The sequence below is a fragment of the Amantichitinum ursilacus genome (assembly GCF_001294205.1).
In the GTDB taxonomy this organism is placed as follows: Bacteria; Pseudomonadota; Gammaproteobacteria; order Burkholderiales; family Chitinibacteraceae; genus Amantichitinum; species Amantichitinum ursilacus.
In genome coordinates this window covers 79,653-95,719 of sequence record NZ_LAQT01000029.1, presented here as the reverse complement: position 1 = coordinate 95,719, position 16,067 = coordinate 79,653, and the positions used below count along the sequence as shown (strand labels likewise).

12 protein-coding genes are annotated in these 16,067 nt (G+C 61.3%); 7 read left to right on the top strand and 5 right to left on the bottom strand.

Annotated features, from left to right (window positions below; genetic code table 11):
* Positions 1-379: 379 nt before the first annotated feature.
* From WG78_RS17505 to WG78_RS17485, 5 genes are all read right to left on the bottom strand, one after another.
* Entirely contained in the window at positions 380-625 is a 246-nt protein-coding gene (locus tag WG78_RS17505; RefSeq protein WP_053939132.1) for a type II toxin-antitoxin system Phd/YefM family antitoxin, read from the bottom strand.
* Positions 626-770: 145 nt separating this feature from the next.
* Positions 771-3,395, bottom strand: a complete 2,625-nt coding sequence (locus tag WG78_RS17500; RefSeq protein ID WP_083459311.1) for an ATP-binding protein — start codon at positions 3,393-3,395, stop codon at positions 771-773.
* Between the two features lie 4 nt (positions 3,396-3,399).
* Positions 3,400-4,125, bottom strand: a complete 726-nt coding sequence (locus WG78_RS17495; protein ID WP_053939130.1) for a response regulator — start codon at positions 4,123-4,125, stop codon at positions 3,400-3,402.
* 125 nt (positions 4,126-4,250) lie between these two features.
* Complete coding sequence (locus tag WG78_RS17490; protein WP_053939129.1) at positions 4,251-5,546, bottom strand: diguanylate cyclase; 1,296 nt, start codon at positions 5,544-5,546, stop codon at positions 4,251-4,253.
* Between the two features lie 95 nt (positions 5,547-5,641).
* Complete coding sequence (locus WG78_RS17485) at positions 5,642-6,808, bottom strand: acyltransferase family protein (protein ID WP_053939128.1); 1,167 nt, start codon at positions 6,806-6,808, stop codon at positions 5,642-5,644.
* A gap of 207 nt (positions 6,809-7,015) precedes the next feature.
* Between WG78_RS17485 and WG78_RS17480 the strand changes: the two genes are divergently transcribed.
* The 7 genes from WG78_RS17480 to yicI all read left to right on the top strand — a co-directional run bounded on the left by WG78_RS17480 (position 7,016) and on the right by yicI (position 15,909).
* Positions 7,016-8,029, top strand: coding sequence for a zinc-binding alcohol dehydrogenase family protein (locus WG78_RS17480; RefSeq protein ID WP_053939127.1), 1,014 nt, complete (start codon positions 7,016-7,018; stop codon positions 8,027-8,029).
* 111 nt (positions 8,030-8,140) lie between these two features.
* Positions 8,141-9,175 carry a substrate-binding domain-containing protein gene (locus WG78_RS17475; RefSeq protein ID WP_053939126.1) on the top strand — a complete coding sequence of 345 codons (1,035 nt, stop codon included), beginning with the start codon at positions 8,141-8,143 and terminating at the stop codon, positions 9,173-9,175.
* Between the two features lie 290 nt (positions 9,176-9,465).
* A complete protein-coding gene (locus WG78_RS17470) occupies positions 9,466-10,674 on the top strand; it encodes an ABC transporter substrate-binding protein (RefSeq protein WP_053939125.1) in 1,209 nt (402 codons plus the stop codon).
* A 53-nt stretch (positions 10,675-10,727) separates the two neighbouring features.
* The gene (locus WG78_RS17465) at positions 10,728-11,630 is read left to right on the top strand and encodes a carbohydrate ABC transporter permease (protein WP_053939124.1); all 903 of its coding nucleotides are present in this window, start codon (positions 10,728-10,730) and stop codon (positions 11,628-11,630) included.
* Positions 11,631-11,632: 2 nt separating this feature from the next.
* Positions 11,633-12,445 (top strand): carbohydrate ABC transporter permease, encoded by an 813-nt coding sequence (locus WG78_RS17460; RefSeq protein WP_053939123.1) that lies wholly within the window; start codon positions 11,633-11,635, stop codon positions 12,443-12,445.
* Positions 12,446-12,463: 18 nt separating this feature from the next.
* Positions 12,464-13,546, top strand: a complete 1,083-nt coding sequence (locus tag WG78_RS17455) for an ABC transporter ATP-binding protein (RefSeq protein WP_053939122.1) — start codon at positions 12,464-12,466, stop codon at positions 13,544-13,546.
* 89 nt (positions 13,547-13,635) lie between these two features.
* The gene (gene yicI, locus WG78_RS17450) at positions 13,636-15,909 is read left to right on the top strand and encodes an alpha-xylosidase (protein WP_053939121.1); all 2,274 of its coding nucleotides are present in this window, start codon (positions 13,636-13,638) and stop codon (positions 15,907-15,909) included.
* Positions 15,910-16,067: the final 158 nt, after the last annotated feature.

The following is a 16,067-nucleotide window of genomic DNA, read 5'->3' as shown; positions in this document are numbered from 1 at the left end:
ACTCGCGGCTCCGCCACTCGCCAGGGGGCCCGCAGGTCAAAAACCGAAACGGACCGTCTGGGACTTCCATGTCTCAGCTGCCGCTCCGCGGAACTTCGGTCGGACGGAGCCCCAAACCGGGTCTCCTTTCCCTCCCTCGACAGGTAATGCCTGCTGTTTGCCAGGATTGCTGCCTCGTTGCTGCGCAACATCGGGTGGGCGTGGTGGCGACGGGTGACGGTGAACGTCGGCACCGCCTGCTTAACGCATCCATTTCGCATGGCCACCGCCGTCTAATTTGCCACCATTCCCTCCACGAACGCTCCATAGGGTGGGTCGAGACCCACCACCCAAAGCCGAATGCAAGAATTGGGGTTCGACATGCCTCATCGGCCGGGCGTTAGCGGCCCAATCGGCTAGTTCGGTCGCTCTCGATCTGGGCGACTGACTCCATCAACCGCTGTGCATTCTTCGCCGAGCCCAGCAAATACAACGTCTCCTGCATGCGCTCGAATTCCGCCAGCGAAATCAGCACGACGTGCTGTCCCGACGCGCGTGTAATTGCCACCGGTTCGCGTCGGGCGCACACGTCTTCCAGTATGCGGTTCAGGTTGGCGAGCGCTTTGGTCAGAGAGAGGGTCTGCATGCGGGCTTTTTGCGGTGAATGGGAGGGTGGGAGCACAGCTCCTCGAAACCGCAGCCTACGCGCTCGTAAAAGCCCACTCGCCCGGTGCGATCAACAAATTGCCAGATCAGCCCGAATCACAAACCGCAGCGTCCCTGACCCCCAATCACATCCCACCCAACAACGCCCCCAGATCGCCCGCCATAAACGGCTTGGCCAGAAACGGTTGTCCTTCTTGCCAGGCCGGATGTTTGCGGTGGGATTCCAGCGGCAGGCCCGACATCAGCGCCACTTTGATGGCGGGCCAGCGTTGCGCGATGGCGGCGGCGAGTGCGATGCCGTTGCCGCCGCGGCCCAGTGAGATGTCGGATAGCACCAGCTCCACCGGGCCTTGTTCGGCCAGCCAGCGTTGCGCTTCGTTGGCGCTGCCCACGCCGTGGGCGTTCACGCCAAAGGTGCTGAGCATGGCCAGCGTGGTGTCGCGGACTTCGGCGTCGTCTTCCACCACCAGCATGCGTTTGATGCGCACGGCAGGCAGCAGCGGCATGGGCGCGGGGGCGTCTTCACAGTCGGTGGCTTGCGGCAGCCACAGCGCCACGCTGGTGCCTGCGCCGACCGTGCTTTGCAGTTGCATGTCGCCGCCGCTTTGTTTGACGAAACCGTAGACGCTGCTCAGCCCCAGCCCGCTGCCCTCGCCTTGCGGGCGCGTGGTAAAGAACGGTTCCATCACCTTGTCCAGCAGGTTGGCGGGGATGCCGCTGCCGGTGTCGCGCACCGACAGCACCACGGCATTGTCCACGCCGGGCAAGCGCGCCGGGTGCGGGATGCGCGCCACGGTAAACGACAGCGTGCCGCCGTTGGGCATGGCGGCGGCGCTGTTCAGCGCCAGGTTCAGCACGGCGTTTTCCAGTTGGCCGCGATCCACTTGCACAAACAGATCCATCTCTTCGGGCGGCAGCACCACGTTGATTTCCGGGCCGACCGCGTATTCGACCAGATCAAGCATCTCGGCCAGCATGTCCTGAATCGACACGCGTTCGGCCTGCAACGGTTGGCGGCGCGCAAACGCCAGCAAGCGGCGCGTGAGGGTGGATGCGCGCAGGGCGGCGCGTTGCGCCAGTTCGGCCATGGCGTTGGCTTCGGGCTGGTCCACCAGCCGCGTTTGCAGCAGTTCCAGATTGCCGAGGATGGTGATCAGAAAATTGTTGAAATCATGCGCCACGCCGCCGGTGAGCTGGCCCAGCACATCCATTTTTTGCGATTGCGCGTGGTCGGCTTCCAGCGCGCGGCGTTCGGTCAGATCGCGGCAGACCGCCACCCAGCCGCCGTCGGGCATGCCCTGGCAGTGGAATTCCAGAATGCGCTGATCGTTAAAATGCAGTTCGGCGGCGCTGGCGATGCGGGTGCGGCCGCCATCGGTGCGCGCGGCGGTGGCGCGCGACACCGAGCGCCAGTGCGCCGGCCCGGCCAGGCATTTGCGCAATTCGATCAGGCTCATGCCTTGGCGCAAGCGACCGTCGGGCAAGCCCAGTTGCGCCTGGAACATCGGATTCCAGCACACCAGCCGGCCCTCGCCATCGTGGATGGACACGCCGTCGTTCATCGAACGAAATACCGTTTCCAGCAGCCGTTGCTGGCTATCCAGCCCGGCCAGCAGTTTTTGTTTATCCAGCAGATTGGCGCGGAAGATATCGAAGGCGCGCGCCAGTTCGCCTACTTCGTCGCGGTGTTCGGCGGCGGGGATCGGTTGCGCGGTGTCCCCGTGCGCCAGCCGGGCCAGCACCCGGGTCATCTTCTGCAGTTTGCTCAGCACGCGCGCCACATAGGCCACGCCCACCAGCGCCAGCACCACACCCGCCACCGCCAGCAGCAACAGTCCCGACACGCTGGACGCCACCACGCGGCGTACCTGGGCATGGCGTTTTTCCGCGACCTGGCGCAGTTCTTCCACATAGCCGGCCGAGCGCGCGTCCAGTTGATCGGCATGCGCGCGGATCAATTGCACCAGATACATCGAGCGCAATTCGCCCACCAGCCAGGCGTGGCGCGTGGCAAATACGTTATCGGGGCCGGTGGCCAGACTGTGCAGCGTGGTGGCCAGCGCCGGTTCGCGCAGATCTTCGCCACGCGCGGTGGCGGTTTGCCACAGCGCTTCGCTATCGGCGGCGGCGCGGCCCAGCGTGGCGGCGTCGCTGGCCTGGATGGCGGCCACGGTGCTGATCCATAACTGCAGCAAGGTGGGCGCGTTGCGGGCGATGTCGTTGTGGCGGCGCAAGACGGCGTCGCCGGCCAGATCGGCGCGAGCGCGTTCGCGCGCCAGCATGGCTTGCAGCTGGCGTTGCTCGCCCGCCTGCACCATCAGGCTGGTCAGGTCGTGGTCGATGCCATCAAGTTCGGCATAGGCGGCCAGGCGTTCCTCGGCCTTTTGCGGCAGGCTGATCTGCAGATTGCGGATGTCGCGCAACAGGTTTTGCAGCGCCTCGGTATCGGTCCGAAGCAGCTCGGGCGAATCGATGCCGGCCATGCTGGGTGCGACGGCGGCGACCTGGGCGACCTTCTCGCTCAGCTTCAGCACGCGGGCGATTTCGGGCACCACATTGGCTTCGTATTCGTCCAGCGCGCGCTGGTTGGCGCGCATGCCCGCAATGCCGACCACCGCCACCGCCAGGGTAATGCCAAACAACAACAAAAATGCGGTGATCAGCCGTGTGCGAATGCTGGTGGCGCCCAGCTGGCCCAGCCGCTGCAGCAAGGTTGCGCGCCGCGGTCCGCGCAAAAGGGGGCGGGCCATGGCGCTACAGCCGCACCACCGGCGAAGCAAACAGATAACCCGCGCCGCGCTCGGTGCGGATCAGCGCGGGCTGGCGTGGGTTGGTTTCGATCTTGCGGCGCAAGCGCAGGATCAGCACGTCGATGGTGCGATCGTACACATCGATATCCAGGCCGCGCGTGTGTTCCAGCAGCTGGTCGCGCGACCACACGCGCAGCGGCTGTTGCGCCATGGCCGCCAGCAGCGCAAATTCACCGCGCGTCAGCAGGCATTCTTCGCCGCTAACGCTGGCCAGCATGCGTTGGCCCAGGTCGAGCACCCAGTCGCCAAAGCGCAACCGGGGCGCATGGCCGTCGCTGGCGGTTTTGGGGGTGGAGAGTTCGGTGCTGCGGCGGAGCAGCGCCCGCACGCGCGCCAGCATTTCGCGGCTGGAGAACGGCTTGGTCAGAAAATCATCGGCCGCCAGTTCCAGCCCCAGCACGCGATCGGTTTCATCGCCCTGCCCGCTGATCATGATGATGGGCACGCTGGATTGCTGGCGCAGTTCGCGCGCAATGGTCAGGCCGTCTTCGCCGCGCAGGCGCAAATCCAGAATGATTAGCGCCGGGTCGTGCAGCGCAATAATCTGGCGCAATTGCGCGCTGTCGGCGGCCGGGCGCGGCGCGAAGCCGGCGTCTTGCAGCAGATGGCTTAACCAGGCCCGGACTTCAGCGTCGTCATCAAGGACGGCGATCGTATGTTTGGTTGTCATGGGTCTTCAGCAGAATGTCGTAGTGTGCGTAACGCTGCTACGCACTGTAGACGATGCCTGGGAAGAACGCCGTGCCTGTAGGGTGTTTGCGGTAGCTGGATGGTGTGGCCAGCCCCGTCGCAGCGTTATTTGCCCTGCGCGCCCGACGGGGACCCGGTGGCCGAATACAACAACACCTGGTTGCGCCCACGCGCTTTGGCGTCATACAAGGCCAGGTCAGCCGCTTCCACCAGTTGTTGCGCGCTCTGCCCCGGCTGCAACGGCGCCACGCCCGCGCTAAAGCTGGCGTAAAAGGTGGCGACTTTTTCTGCGCCTTGCGGGAAGGCGGCAAAGCGCTGGCGCAGCGCATCGATCAAATGCGCGGCATGCAAGGGCGCCACGCCGGGCAGCACGATGGCGAACTCTTCGCCCCCATAACGGCCCACCAGCGCGCCGGGCGGCAAGCCCAGGCGCAGCAAGCGCGCCAGGCTCTGGATGACGTGGTCGCCCGCCATATGGCCGTACTGGTCGTTGATGTTCTTGAAGTGATCGATATCGATCATCACAAACGACAGCACATCCTGCTCGCGCACGGCGCGCGGCACGGCAGTTTCCAGCGATTCGATCAGCGTGGTGTGGTTCAGCAGCAGCGTCAGGCTGTCGCGCGTCATCCACTGGCGCAGGCGGCGATAGCGCTCGCACGTCATGCTGACCACGGCCACCAGTTCTTCTGGTGGCATGTTCTTGACCAGAAAATCATCACCGCCCATCGAGCGCGCCATCAACTGGCGCGGGCGATTGGTCTCGGTCGACAAAAACACGATGGGTACGCCGTCAAAGCGCGGCTGCTGGCGAATGATGCGCGCCATTTCGTCGCCTTCGTACTCGGGCATATACACGTCGAGAATCACGATTTCGGGCTTGTGGCGTTCCAGCAGCAACAGCACGTCCAGCGGATCGTGCGTTTTATGCACCTGCATGCCGGCGCGGCCCAGCGTCAGCTCCAGCCATTTCAGCATGGCGTCGGAATCATCCACCACCAGCACGCGATACGGCTCGGGCGCGCTCTGATCCAGTTGCTGGTCCAGCCGCGCCACCAGTTTCTGGATATCCAGCGGGCGATTGACGAAATCGGTGACGCCCAGGCGCATCAGGGCAATCTGGCGCGACACCGGCTCGCCTGAAATCGCCATAAAAATCGGGCCATGCGCCAGCCGTTTGATCAGCGGAATCTGGGTTTCCAGTTGCGCGATCACGTCCGCGCCGACGGTATCGACCAGCACCGCAAACGGGGATGCGCTGTGCATGGCGGCCAGCAGTTCGGCAACGCGGTCAAAGCTTTGTACTTCAAAGCCGAACACCGCCAGTTGTTGCCCCGTGAGCGCTAATGCAGCCCGATCGGCGCCAAACAGATAAATCAATGCGCTGGATTGACGCGCCATGCCATGTCCTGCCACAAAAAACGGGGTGTATGCCCGGAATGTCAATGTACTACGCGGCGCGCAGCGCCTCCAAACCGGCCACTCCTGGGTGTTTCTTATCGGTTCAGAAACTGCACGATGCCAAATAGCGCCAACAGCGCCAGCCACGTCAGCCCCAGCGCGCGGCCCTGGGCAAAACGGCGACTGCGTTCGCGCCACGGGTTTTCGATATAGCGATGCAAGCCTTGCGCCGCCAATAACGTGATCCCGATAAATGCAGCGTAGACCAGCAATGCCTCGGCCATATCCAGATGGGGCAAATTGTCCACGTCGCTAACGCGATCATTGAGGCCAAAGAACAGGCCGCGGAGAAAAAAATCGAGGATAAAGGCGTGAATCATATAGATGGCATATGACAATTCACCGAGCCATTGCAGCGGGCGCCAACGCAAAATGCGCTGAAATGCGCCCGGCTGGCCACAGACAATGCCGAGGATTAACAACGCCGACAGCGGAAAGATCGCCACATCGTTGCGCACCTGATGGTTGAACTGCAAAAACGCCAAAAGCGCGGCAAAGGCCAGCCACGGGGTGATGGCCGGTAGCGTAAAGCGGCGCGCCTGCACCAGCGCCGACACCAGGCAGCCCAGAAAGAAACCGGCAATACACCAGATCAGATTGATATAACCATGCAGCCAGCCAAATACCATCGCCGCCATTGCGCCCACGGCCAGTACAGCGCTTAGCCATAGCTTGCCGCGCGGGGCCAGCCACACCACCAGCGCAAAAATCAGATAGGTATAAAACTCGACGCTGATCGACCAGGCCGGGCCATTAAAGGTAAAGCCGCTGTTATCGGGGCCGATGCATTGCCACAGCAATAACTGCTGAAAAAACGCATGCCAGGTATTAAAGGCAAAGGGATCGCCCAGGTTATATCCCAGCTGCGCCAGCGGATATTTGGCGAATTCCATCAGCGTAAACGCGCCGAGCATAAACAGATGCACCGGATATAAACGCCCCAGTCGCAGAAACTGAAACTTTAAAACGGCGTTTAAATCGTTAAGTTTTTGCCCATACGCCGTGTAAATCACAAAACCGGACAGCACAAAAAACAACTGCACCATCAATGCGCCATTGCGGATGATGGCCAGTTCATGCAACTGGCTGTTCCACGCCGGAATATGAAACAGCACCACCAACAGCGCCGCAATGCCGCGCAGGCTTTCCAGTTCGGCATAACGGATCGCCCCGGCGGGCGCGGGCGGAAGAGTCAAAGACATAAAGGGGGCAAGGTAAACAGGCGACGCCGGATGATACCTCAGCGCATCGGCCCCGGCGTGGCCCCGCACAGGCCGGGCGGCGCGGCGATCTTCAATAAATATTTGAAAGTGAGTTAGCGCTTAGCGGCTTTTTCTGCGCAATGGATGGGCGGATGATCTGGCCTAAGCTAATAGCAACCTCAAATCCCGACTAACCGGAGTACTCCTATGAAAGCCGTCGCGTATTACAAAAACCTGCCGCTGGACCAGGCCGAATCGCTGCAAGACATCACCCTGCCCGACCCCACCCCGGGCGAGCACGATGTGCTGGTTGAGGTGAAAGCCGTCTCGGTAAACCCGGTCGACACCAAAATCCGTGCCAATGTGGCGCCTGATGCGGGCCAGGCCAAAGTCATCGGCTGGGATGCCGCCGGCGTGGTGCAAGCGGTGGGCGCGGCCGTTACCCTGTTCAAGCCGGGCGATGAAGTGTTCTACGCGGGCGCGTTGACGCGTGCCGGCAGCAATAGCGAACTGCAGATCGTGGATGAGCGCATCGTCGGCCACAAGCCCAAATCGCTGGATTTTGCCCAGGCCGCCGCCTTGCCGTTAACCAGCATCACCGCGTGGGAACTGCTGTTTGACCGCCTGCAAGTGATCGACAGCAACCAGCCCGCCGGCAAAACGCTGTTGATTATCGGCGCGGCCGGTGGCGTGGGTTCGATCATGACGCAACTGGCGCGGCAACTGACTGGCCTGACTGTCATCGGCACGGCCTCGCGCCCGGAAACCCAAGACTGGGTGCGCCAACTGGGCGCGCATCATGTGATCGACCATACCCAACCGCTGGCGGCCGAACTGAAGCGCATCGGCATTGCGCAAGTGGATTACATCGCCAGCCTGACCCACACCGATGATCATTTTGAGCAGATCGTCGAAGCCATCGCCCCGCAAGGCAAGCTGGCCTTGATTGACGACCCGCAGCTGTTTGACTGGCGCAAGCTCAAGCGCAAGAGCGTGTCTTTGCATTGGGAATTCATGTACACGCGGTCGATGTTCAACACGCCGGACCAGATCAAACAGCATCAGTTGCTGAATGCGGTGGCCGATCTGGTGGATGCCGGCACCGTGCGCACCACGCTGGCCGACCACTTTGGCACCATCAATGCAGCCAATCTGAAGAAGGCGCACGCCCTGCTGGAATCGCATAAAGCGCGCGGCAAAATCGTGCTGGAAGGCTTCTAAACGCCACGCGCCGCATTGCCGGCAAAACAAAGACGCGAGTCGTAGCTTGTCCAGCTGTGGGCAACCCGCTACGCTCGCGTCATCTTTTTTGCCAGATACAAATAGCCACCCATGGGCATACGCAAGCTCGCCAAAGATTTGCAGTTGTCGGTTTCCACGGTGTCACGTGCGTTAAGCGACAGCGACGAAGTCAGCGCCAAAACCCGCGAACGCGTGCGCGAAGCCGCGTTGGCACAGGGTTATGCCCCCAACAAGGCCGCCGCCAGCTTGCGCAAAGGGCGGCTGGATGTGATCGGCCTGATGTTGCCGGCGCGGCGTGAAGAAGAAAACTACACGCTGGGCGTGTTTATGACGCTGGCCGATGGCCTGCAATCGGTGCTGGCTTTGCATGGCATGGATCTGGTCATGTACGGCAGCAAATCGTACGAAGAAGAATTTGCGCGTTTGCGCCGCATTGTGGAGCGGCGGCATGTGGATGGCGTAATTCTGGCGGGCACGCGGCGCCAGGATGAACGCCTGGATTACGTGGCGGCGCGCGGGTTTCCGCTGGTGTCCTTGGGCCGCTGCGAATCGTGCGCTGACCAGCCCTGGGTGGATCTGGATTTTGAAGCCGCCGCCGTTGCGGCCGTGGCGCGGCTGGTGGCGCAAGGCCATCGCCATATCGCCATCGGCGTACCGGGCAATGATGCGATGCAGGCGCATGTGTATACCAACGCCTGGCGTGCGGCCATGCAAAGCCATGGCCTGGTCCCGCGTGAAGAGGATGTGCAGATTAACGAGTTGAGCGAGCGCGGTGGCTATCTGATTACCGAAGCCTTGCTGGCGCAGCCCAATCCGCCCACCGCCATCATGTTTCAGAGCGATGCCATGGCCGTGGGCGCGTATCGCAAATTGCACGAGCTGGGCCGGCTGCCGGGGCGTGATCTGGCGATTTCGGGTGGCGTGCTCAGTAGCGATGTGCCGGAATATCTGTCGCCACGGTTAAGCGGTTTTACCGTCGACGCCTATGCGCTGGGCCAGCATCTGGCCAAGGCCTTGCTGATGCAGATTCCGGATTTTGCCGGGCTGTATGGCAAAACGCCGCGCCAGACCCTGTGGCCGTTAACGCTGCGCGAGCGCGAAAGTGATCTGGGCGCGCCGCGCTGACATGCGGTTTTGCCTGATCACGCCGTGCCCGCCTTACCTCGCTTTAACGTCCCACGCTTTAAGCTTTCTAACACGCGGCATTTCGATTTTGCAGCGAACGCTTGACACTTTTGAGTGCGGCGACAAGAATTTGCGCACCAAACCGGAAACGTTTCCGTAACGTTTTCCAGGTGGCTACAAAACACCGTAACTGATACGCGACGCCGGGCACGCAGTCCGCCCGGCCTGGTCCATGCGCCAGCGGCTAATCTGCGAGCACGCTGCGACGTCACAGGAAGGGAGAAGGGTTTATGAACATCAGGATTTCGGCGCTGTGCGCCACCTTGACGCTGGCATTGAGTTCCGCCGCCAGCCTGGCCGCCACGCTGTCGGTCTGGGCCGTGGATGAGCCCGACAACTACACCGAAAAAATGGCGCGCGAATTTGCCAAGCTGCACCCGGATATCCAGTTGCAAGTGCGCAAGGTGGGTTTCTCGTCGCTCAACGACGAAGCGATGCGCGCAGTGATGTCGGGCAATGGCCCGGACGTGATCCCGATCGATAACCCGAATACCGCGATGTTCGCCGCCAAGAATGCGCTGCTGGACCTGACCCCGTATCTGGCCAAATCCAAAGTCATCGACGTCAAACAGATTTATCCGGGCCCGCTGAAAAACGCCAGCTGGAACGGCAAGGTGTACGCCATCCCGCGCGGCGCCAACACGCTGGCGCTGTATTACAACGAAGACATGTTCAAGGCTGCCGGCCTCGACCCCGACAAGCCGCCGCAAAGCTGGGACGAGTTGTATGCCGACGCCAAAAAGCTGACCAATGCACAGAAAAATGTGTACGGCCTGGCGTTTTCGGCGGTGGGCGATGAAGAAGGCGTGTTCCAGTTTCTGCCGTTTATTCAGGCGACCGGCGCGGATTGGGACAAGCTGAATGATCCGGGCGCCGCGCGCGCCGCCGCATTCTGGCAAAAGCTGCTGGATGAAAAACTGGCCTCGCCCGATACGCTGAGCCATCGTCAGTCCGAAGCCGCCGCCACTTTTATCAACAGTAATGCCGCCATGGATATCAACGGCCCTTGGGAACTGATGGCGGTGGAAAAAGGCGCGAAGTTTAAATGGCGCGTGGCTTTGCTGCCGCCAGAAAAAGCCGGTGGCACGCGCGCCTCGGCCTTGGGCGAACAAAGCCATGCCGTGCTGCGCAGCGCCAAAAACCCGCAAGCCGCGTTTGCTTTCCTCGAATATATGTATTCGCAGCGCAACCGTAACTGGAACGAGTTCGGCATGTTGCCGCCCAGCAAAGACACGGTGACCAAAGATCCGAAATGGCCGCAGGCGTACAAGACGTTTAACGAGCAAATGCAATATGCGCGCCCGCGCGGCCCCAATCCGCAATGGCCGAAAGTGTCCAAGGCCATTTCGACCGCCGTGCAATCGGTACTGACGCACCAGGCTGATCCTAAAAAAGCCATGGATCAGGCGTATAAAACCGTCGAAGCCACCAAGCATTAACCTGGCCGCGGGCGTCATCCCCCGACGCCCGCCTCTGCCTCTGGAACGATGCAATGAACAAGCTGCTCAGCCGTTTTCCGCGCGAAAACGGATTTGAAATCACGCTGGCGGGCTTTGCCCTGCTGTATTTGCTGCTCTTTGCCGGCCTGCCGCTGCTGTACAACATCGTGCTCAGCTTTCAGCAAGTCGACTTGATGGAGCCTGCCACGCTGCTGCGGCCGTTTGCCGGGCTGGCCAATTATCGCGATGTGTTCAGCCGCCCCGAAGCGGGCCAGGTGCTGAGCAACACGCTGCAGTTTGTCGGCTTGTCGCTGCTGTTTCAGGTGGTGATCGGGTTTTTGCTGGCAATGCTGTTTCTGCAGGACTTTCCGCTGGCCACCTTTATGCGCGGACTGTTTCTGGCGGGCTGGATCATGCCGGGGCTGGTGGTGGGCGTGATCTGGAAACTGCTGTTTGCCGGCGACTACGGCGTGCTGAACCATGTGCTGACGCAGATGGGCATTCTGCATAGCAAGATTTTCTGGCTGTCCGATCCGCAATGGTCGCTGTACGCGGTGATCATCGCCAACGTGTGGTTGGGCGTGCCTTTTAATATGTTGCTGCTGTCGGTGGGCCTGGCCGCCATCCCGGCCGATTTGTATGAAGCCGCCGAGCTCGATGGCGCCAACGCCTGGCAACGCTTCTGGGGCATTACGCTGCCGATGATGAAATCCACGCTGGGCGCGGTGGTGTCGCTGGGCGCCATCATGACCATGCAACAGTTCGATTTGCTGGCGGCGCTAACGCAAGGCGGCCCGGCCAATTCGTCGCAAGTGGCGCAGTACTGGTCGTGGCAGTTGTCGCTGCAAACGTTTGAAGTGTCGGCCGGCTCCGCCGTGGCCACGCTGATGATGGTGCTGGTGCTGATTGTGGCGGTGATCTACGTGCGCAGTACGCGCAATGAACGGATGGTGTGAGCATGAAGCGCTATGTACTGATGGTGATTGCGCTGATCGTCACCGCCGTTTACCTGTTTCCGCTGTACTGGATGTATATCACCGTGTTTAAAAGCGCGGCCGAGATGTTCCAGTTTCCGCCCACGTTCTGGCCACAGCAGGCCGAATCGCATCTGCGCCAGGTGTTTGAAGAACGCAATATGGCGCGCTTTTTGTGGAATTCGCTGCTGATTGCCTGCGGCACCACCGGCGTGACCTTGCTGGTGGGCACGGGCGCGGCCTATGCGCTGGCGCAAGTGCAGAACCGCTGGACCAGCGCCGCCATCTTTGCCGTGCTGGTACTGCAGGCACTGCCGTCCAGCCTGATGGTGACGCCGATCTTTACCGCGTTTAAAGGCTTGGGCTTGCTGGAAACGCCGCGCTTTGCCGTGGTGATTGCGCAGATCACCAAAACGCTGCCGTTTTATATCGTGCTGTGTCGCGCCAGCTTTGTGCAGGTGCCGCGCGAACTGCGCGATGCCGCGCTGGTAGATGGCGCATCGCCCATGCGCGCGTTCTTTGGCGTGATTCTGCCGCTGGCGGTGAATGGCATTCTGGTGTCGGCCATCCTGGTGTTTCTGCAGTCGTTTGGCGAATACGTATATGCCCGCTCGCTGATTCTGGACGACCAGTACCAGACCGCCACGGTCGGCTTGTCGGCCTTTGTCGGCGCCACCAAAACCGACTGGATCGGGATCATGACCTACTCGGCCATCTTTGTGACGCCGATCCTGATTGCCTTCATGTTGTTACAACGCAAGATCGTCGCCGGTTTGACCGCAGGCGCACTCAAGTAAACCGGTGAGGAGAAGTTCGTGGACCAGGCGACGCATCGCATCCAGATCGAAAACCTGAGCAAGGCCTACGGGCCAGTGCAGGTGCTGAAGGACATCAATATCTCGGTGCCGGAAGGCCGCTTCGTGGCCTTGATCGGGCCGTCGGGCTGCGGCAAATCCACCTTGCTGCGCACGATTGCCGGGCTGGAAAAAATCACCGGCGGCACGCTGCGCATTGATGGCCAGATCGTTAACGACATGCCGCCGCGCAAACGCGATGTGGCCATGGTGTTCCAGAGCTATGCGCTGTATCCGCATATGAATATCGAAAAGAACATGTCGTATTCATTGCGGCTAAAGCGCAGCGCGCCCGAGGCGATCAGGCAAAGCATTGCCGGGGTGGCCGAAACCCTGGGCCTGGGCCATTTGCTGGAACGCATGCCGCGGCAGTTATCCGGCGGCCAGCGCCAGCGGGTGGCGATGGGGCGCGCCATCGTGCGCAATCCCAAAGTGTTTTTGTTTGATGAGCCGCTGTCCAACCTCGACGCAGCATTGCGCGTGCATATGCGCGCCGAGATCCGCAAATTGCACCACCGTCTGCATGCCACCTCGGTCTACGTGACGCATGACCAGATCGAAGCCATGACCATGGCCGACCATGTGGTGGTGCTGCGCGCGGGCCAGGTAGAGCAACAAGGCGCGCCGCTGGCTTTGTACGAGAAACCGGCCAACAAGTTTGTGGCGGGTTTTATTGGTTCGCCCGCGATGAATTTTATCGAAGGCGTGGTGGGCCCCGATGCGCAATGCGTGCTGTTTGGCGGCGCGGCGCGCCAGCAAGTGGAACTGGGCCGCGCGCTGCCGCCAGGCCAGCCGGTGTGGATCGGCCTGCGGCCCGAACATCTGCGGCTGCAAGGCGAAGGCCAGAGCGTGCAAGGCGTGGTGGATAGCGTGGAAAGCACCGGCTCGATGACGTTTATTGCGCTCAATGTGGACGGCGCGCCGCAACCCTTGTTGGTGGCGCATCCGGGCACGGTGACGGCGGCGATGGGCGATGTGCTCAAGTTGTATATCGCGCCCCAGCAAATCCATGTGTTCGACAAGACGACGGAACTGGCGCTGTAACTTCGCGGCGGCCTTTTTGCACGATCAATCCGGCTGCGGTCGGAAACGTTTCCGACCGCCTTGACCAATACTTTTCTCTGGAATCGACCATGAAAATCAGTGACGGCAACTGGCTGATCAAAGACGGCCTGAATGTCATGTACGCGGTGCAAATCCACAGCGTGGACGTCACCGAGCAAGGCTTGCTGGTCTATGCCGCACCGCGCGATGTGGCCAGCCGTGCCGGTCAGCTGGATACCGGGCTGATTACGCTACGCTTTTTTTCGCCGCAGGAAGGCGTGATCGGCGTGCGCATCAGCCACTTTGAAGGCACACGCGACGTGGGCCCGCACTTTGCGCTAAACCACTGCGCGCCACAGATCAGCACCAGCAACACGGCCGATGTCGCTACCTTAACCAGCGGCGATCTGACCGTGCGCATCGCCAAGACCGGCGACTGGGGCATCGACTTTTTGCGTAACGGCAAACGCATTACCGGCAGCGGTTTTCGCGGTTGCGGCCAGGTCATCGACACCACGCAAGGCGGCGCACCCTTTATGTTTGAGCGCCTGGACCTGGGCGTGGGGGAAAACGTCTACGGCTTGGGCGAGCGCTTTACCGCCTTCGTTAAAAACGGCCAGGTGGTGGAAAGCTGGAACCGCGATGGCGGCACCAGTACCGAGCAAGCGTACAAAAACATCCCGTTCTATCTGACCAATCGCGGCTACGGCGTGTTTGTAAATCACCCCGAAAACGTGTCGTACGAAGTGGGCAGCGAAAAGGTCACCAAAGTGCAGTTCAGCGTGGCGGGCCAGGCGCTGGAATATTTTGTGATCGACGGCCCCACCCCGAAGCAAGTGCTGGACCGCTATACCCGATTGACCGGCCGCCCGGCGCTACCGCCAGCGTGGTCGTTCGGGCTGTGGCTAACCACGTCGTTTACCACGGATTACGACGAAGCCACGGTGAATCATTTTATCGATGGCATGGCCGAGCGGCAGATTCCGCTGCATGTATTCCATTTTGATTGCTTCTGGATGAAGGCTTTCCACTGGTGCGATTTTGAATGGAACCGCGAAACCTTCCCCGACCCCGCGGGCATGCTGGCGCGGCTGAAGGCGCGCGGGCTGAAGATCTGCGTGTGGATCAATCCGTATATCGCGCAACCATCGCCGCTGTTTGCTGAGGGCAAGGCCAAAGGCTATCTGCTGCAGAAGCCCGATGGCGCTGTGTGGCAATGGAACCGCTGGCAACCGGGCCAGGGCATCGTCGACTTTACCAATCCGGATGCTTGCGAGTGGTACGCCGGGCATCTGCGCCGTTTGCTGGATATGGGCGTGGATTGCTTCAAGACCGACTTTGGCGAACGCATCCCCACGGACGTGGTGTATCACGACGGTTCGGACCCGCAGAAGATGCACAACTACTACAGCTATCTGTACAACAAGGTGGTGTTTGACGTGCTGGTGGAAAAACGCGGCGCGGACGAAGCCGTGTTGTTTGCCCGCTCCGGCACGGCCGGTAGCCAGCAATTGCCGGTGCATTGGGGTGGCGATTGCAGCGCGACGTACGAATCGATGGCCGAGACTTTGCGCGGCGGTTTGTCGCTGAGCCTGAGCGGCTTTGGCTTCTGGAGCCATGACATCAGCGGCTTTGAAAACACGGCCCCGGCTGATGTGTACAAGCGCTGGAGCGCGTTTGGTTTGCTGTCGAGCCATAGCCGGCTGCATGGCAGCAAATCGTATCGCGTGCCGTGGTTGTTTGATGACGAGGCCGTGGCGGTGGTGCGCCACTTTACCGAGTGGAAAAGCCGGCTGATGCCGTATCTGTTTGACGCCTCGGTCCAGGCGGTCGAATACGGCACGCCGACGCTGCGCGCGATGATGTTGGAGTTTCCGGACGACCGTGCCTGCGATTATCTGGACCGCCAGTATTTGCTGGGGGGCCATCTGCTGGTGGCGCCGGTGTTCAATGCCGAAGGCGATGTGGAGTTCTATTTGCCGCCGGGCAAATGGACTCATCTGTTTACCGGCGAGGCAGTGCAAGGCGGCCGCTGGCTGCGGCAACAGCATGGCTTTATGAGCCTGCCGCTGTACGTGCGGCCCAACACGTTGCTGGCCATCGGCACGCAAGACCAACGCCCCGATTACGACTATGCGCGCGAGGTGGAACTGCATGTGTACGCACTGGACGACGGCGCCAGCGCCACGGCCACGCTGCGCGATCTGGGCGGCAAGGTGGTCACCACCGTCAGCGTGCAACGCCACGGCGCGCAGTACCACGTGGACGTGGAAGGCTGGCGACAACCACTGCCGCTGCTGATTGATGGCCACCGCCACATGCTCACCGAAGCGCGGATGGTTTTTGAAGCCGGAAAAGAATGAGGTGTAGGGAAGTTTTATAAAGCGGGACTGCGGGCGCGCACCGTGGCCCTCAACAAGTGGCGCGCCAGGTTCACAGCTGCTCGCATAGGGCTTTGAAGGGTGGGTCTAGACCCACCCTATGCGCAGAGAGTCGTCTTTCTTTGTTCGAAATGTTGTCT

Coding starts and splice junctions, on each gene's coding strand:
- WG78_RS17505 (WP_053939132.1), bottom strand. CDS start 625: ATGCAGACCCTCTCTCTGACCAAAGCGCTCGCCAACCTGAACCGCATA.
- WG78_RS17470 (WP_053939125.1), top strand. CDS start 9,466: ATGAACATCAGGATTTCGGCGCTGTGCGCCACCTTGACGCTGGCATTG.
- WG78_RS17500 (WP_083459311.1), bottom strand. CDS start 3,395: ATGGCCCGCCCCCTTTTGCGCGGACCGCGGCGCGCAACCTTGCTGCAG.
- WG78_RS17460 (WP_053939123.1), top strand. CDS start 11,633: ATGAAGCGCTATGTACTGATGGTGATTGCGCTGATCGTCACCGCCGTT.
- WG78_RS17475 (WP_053939126.1), top strand. CDS start 8,141: ATGGGCATACGCAAGCTCGCCAAAGATTTGCAGTTGTCGGTTTCCACG.
- WG78_RS17485 (WP_053939128.1), bottom strand. CDS start 6,808: ATGTCTTTGACTCTTCCGCCCGCGCCCGCCGGGGCGATCCGTTATGCC.
- WG78_RS17495 (WP_053939130.1), bottom strand. CDS start 4,125: ATGACAACCAAACATACGATCGCCGTCCTTGATGACGACGCTGAAGTC.
- WG78_RS17480 (WP_053939127.1), top strand. CDS start 7,016: ATGAAAGCCGTCGCGTATTACAAAAACCTGCCGCTGGACCAGGCCGAA.
- WG78_RS17490 (WP_053939129.1), bottom strand. CDS start 5,546: ATGGCGCGTCAATCCAGCGCATTGATTTATCTGTTTGGCGCCGATCGG.
- yicI (WP_053939121.1), top strand. CDS start 13,636: ATGAAAATCAGTGACGGCAACTGGCTGATCAAAGACGGCCTGAATGTC.
- WG78_RS17465 (WP_053939124.1), top strand. CDS start 10,728: ATGAACAAGCTGCTCAGCCGTTTTCCGCGCGAAAACGGATTTGAAATC.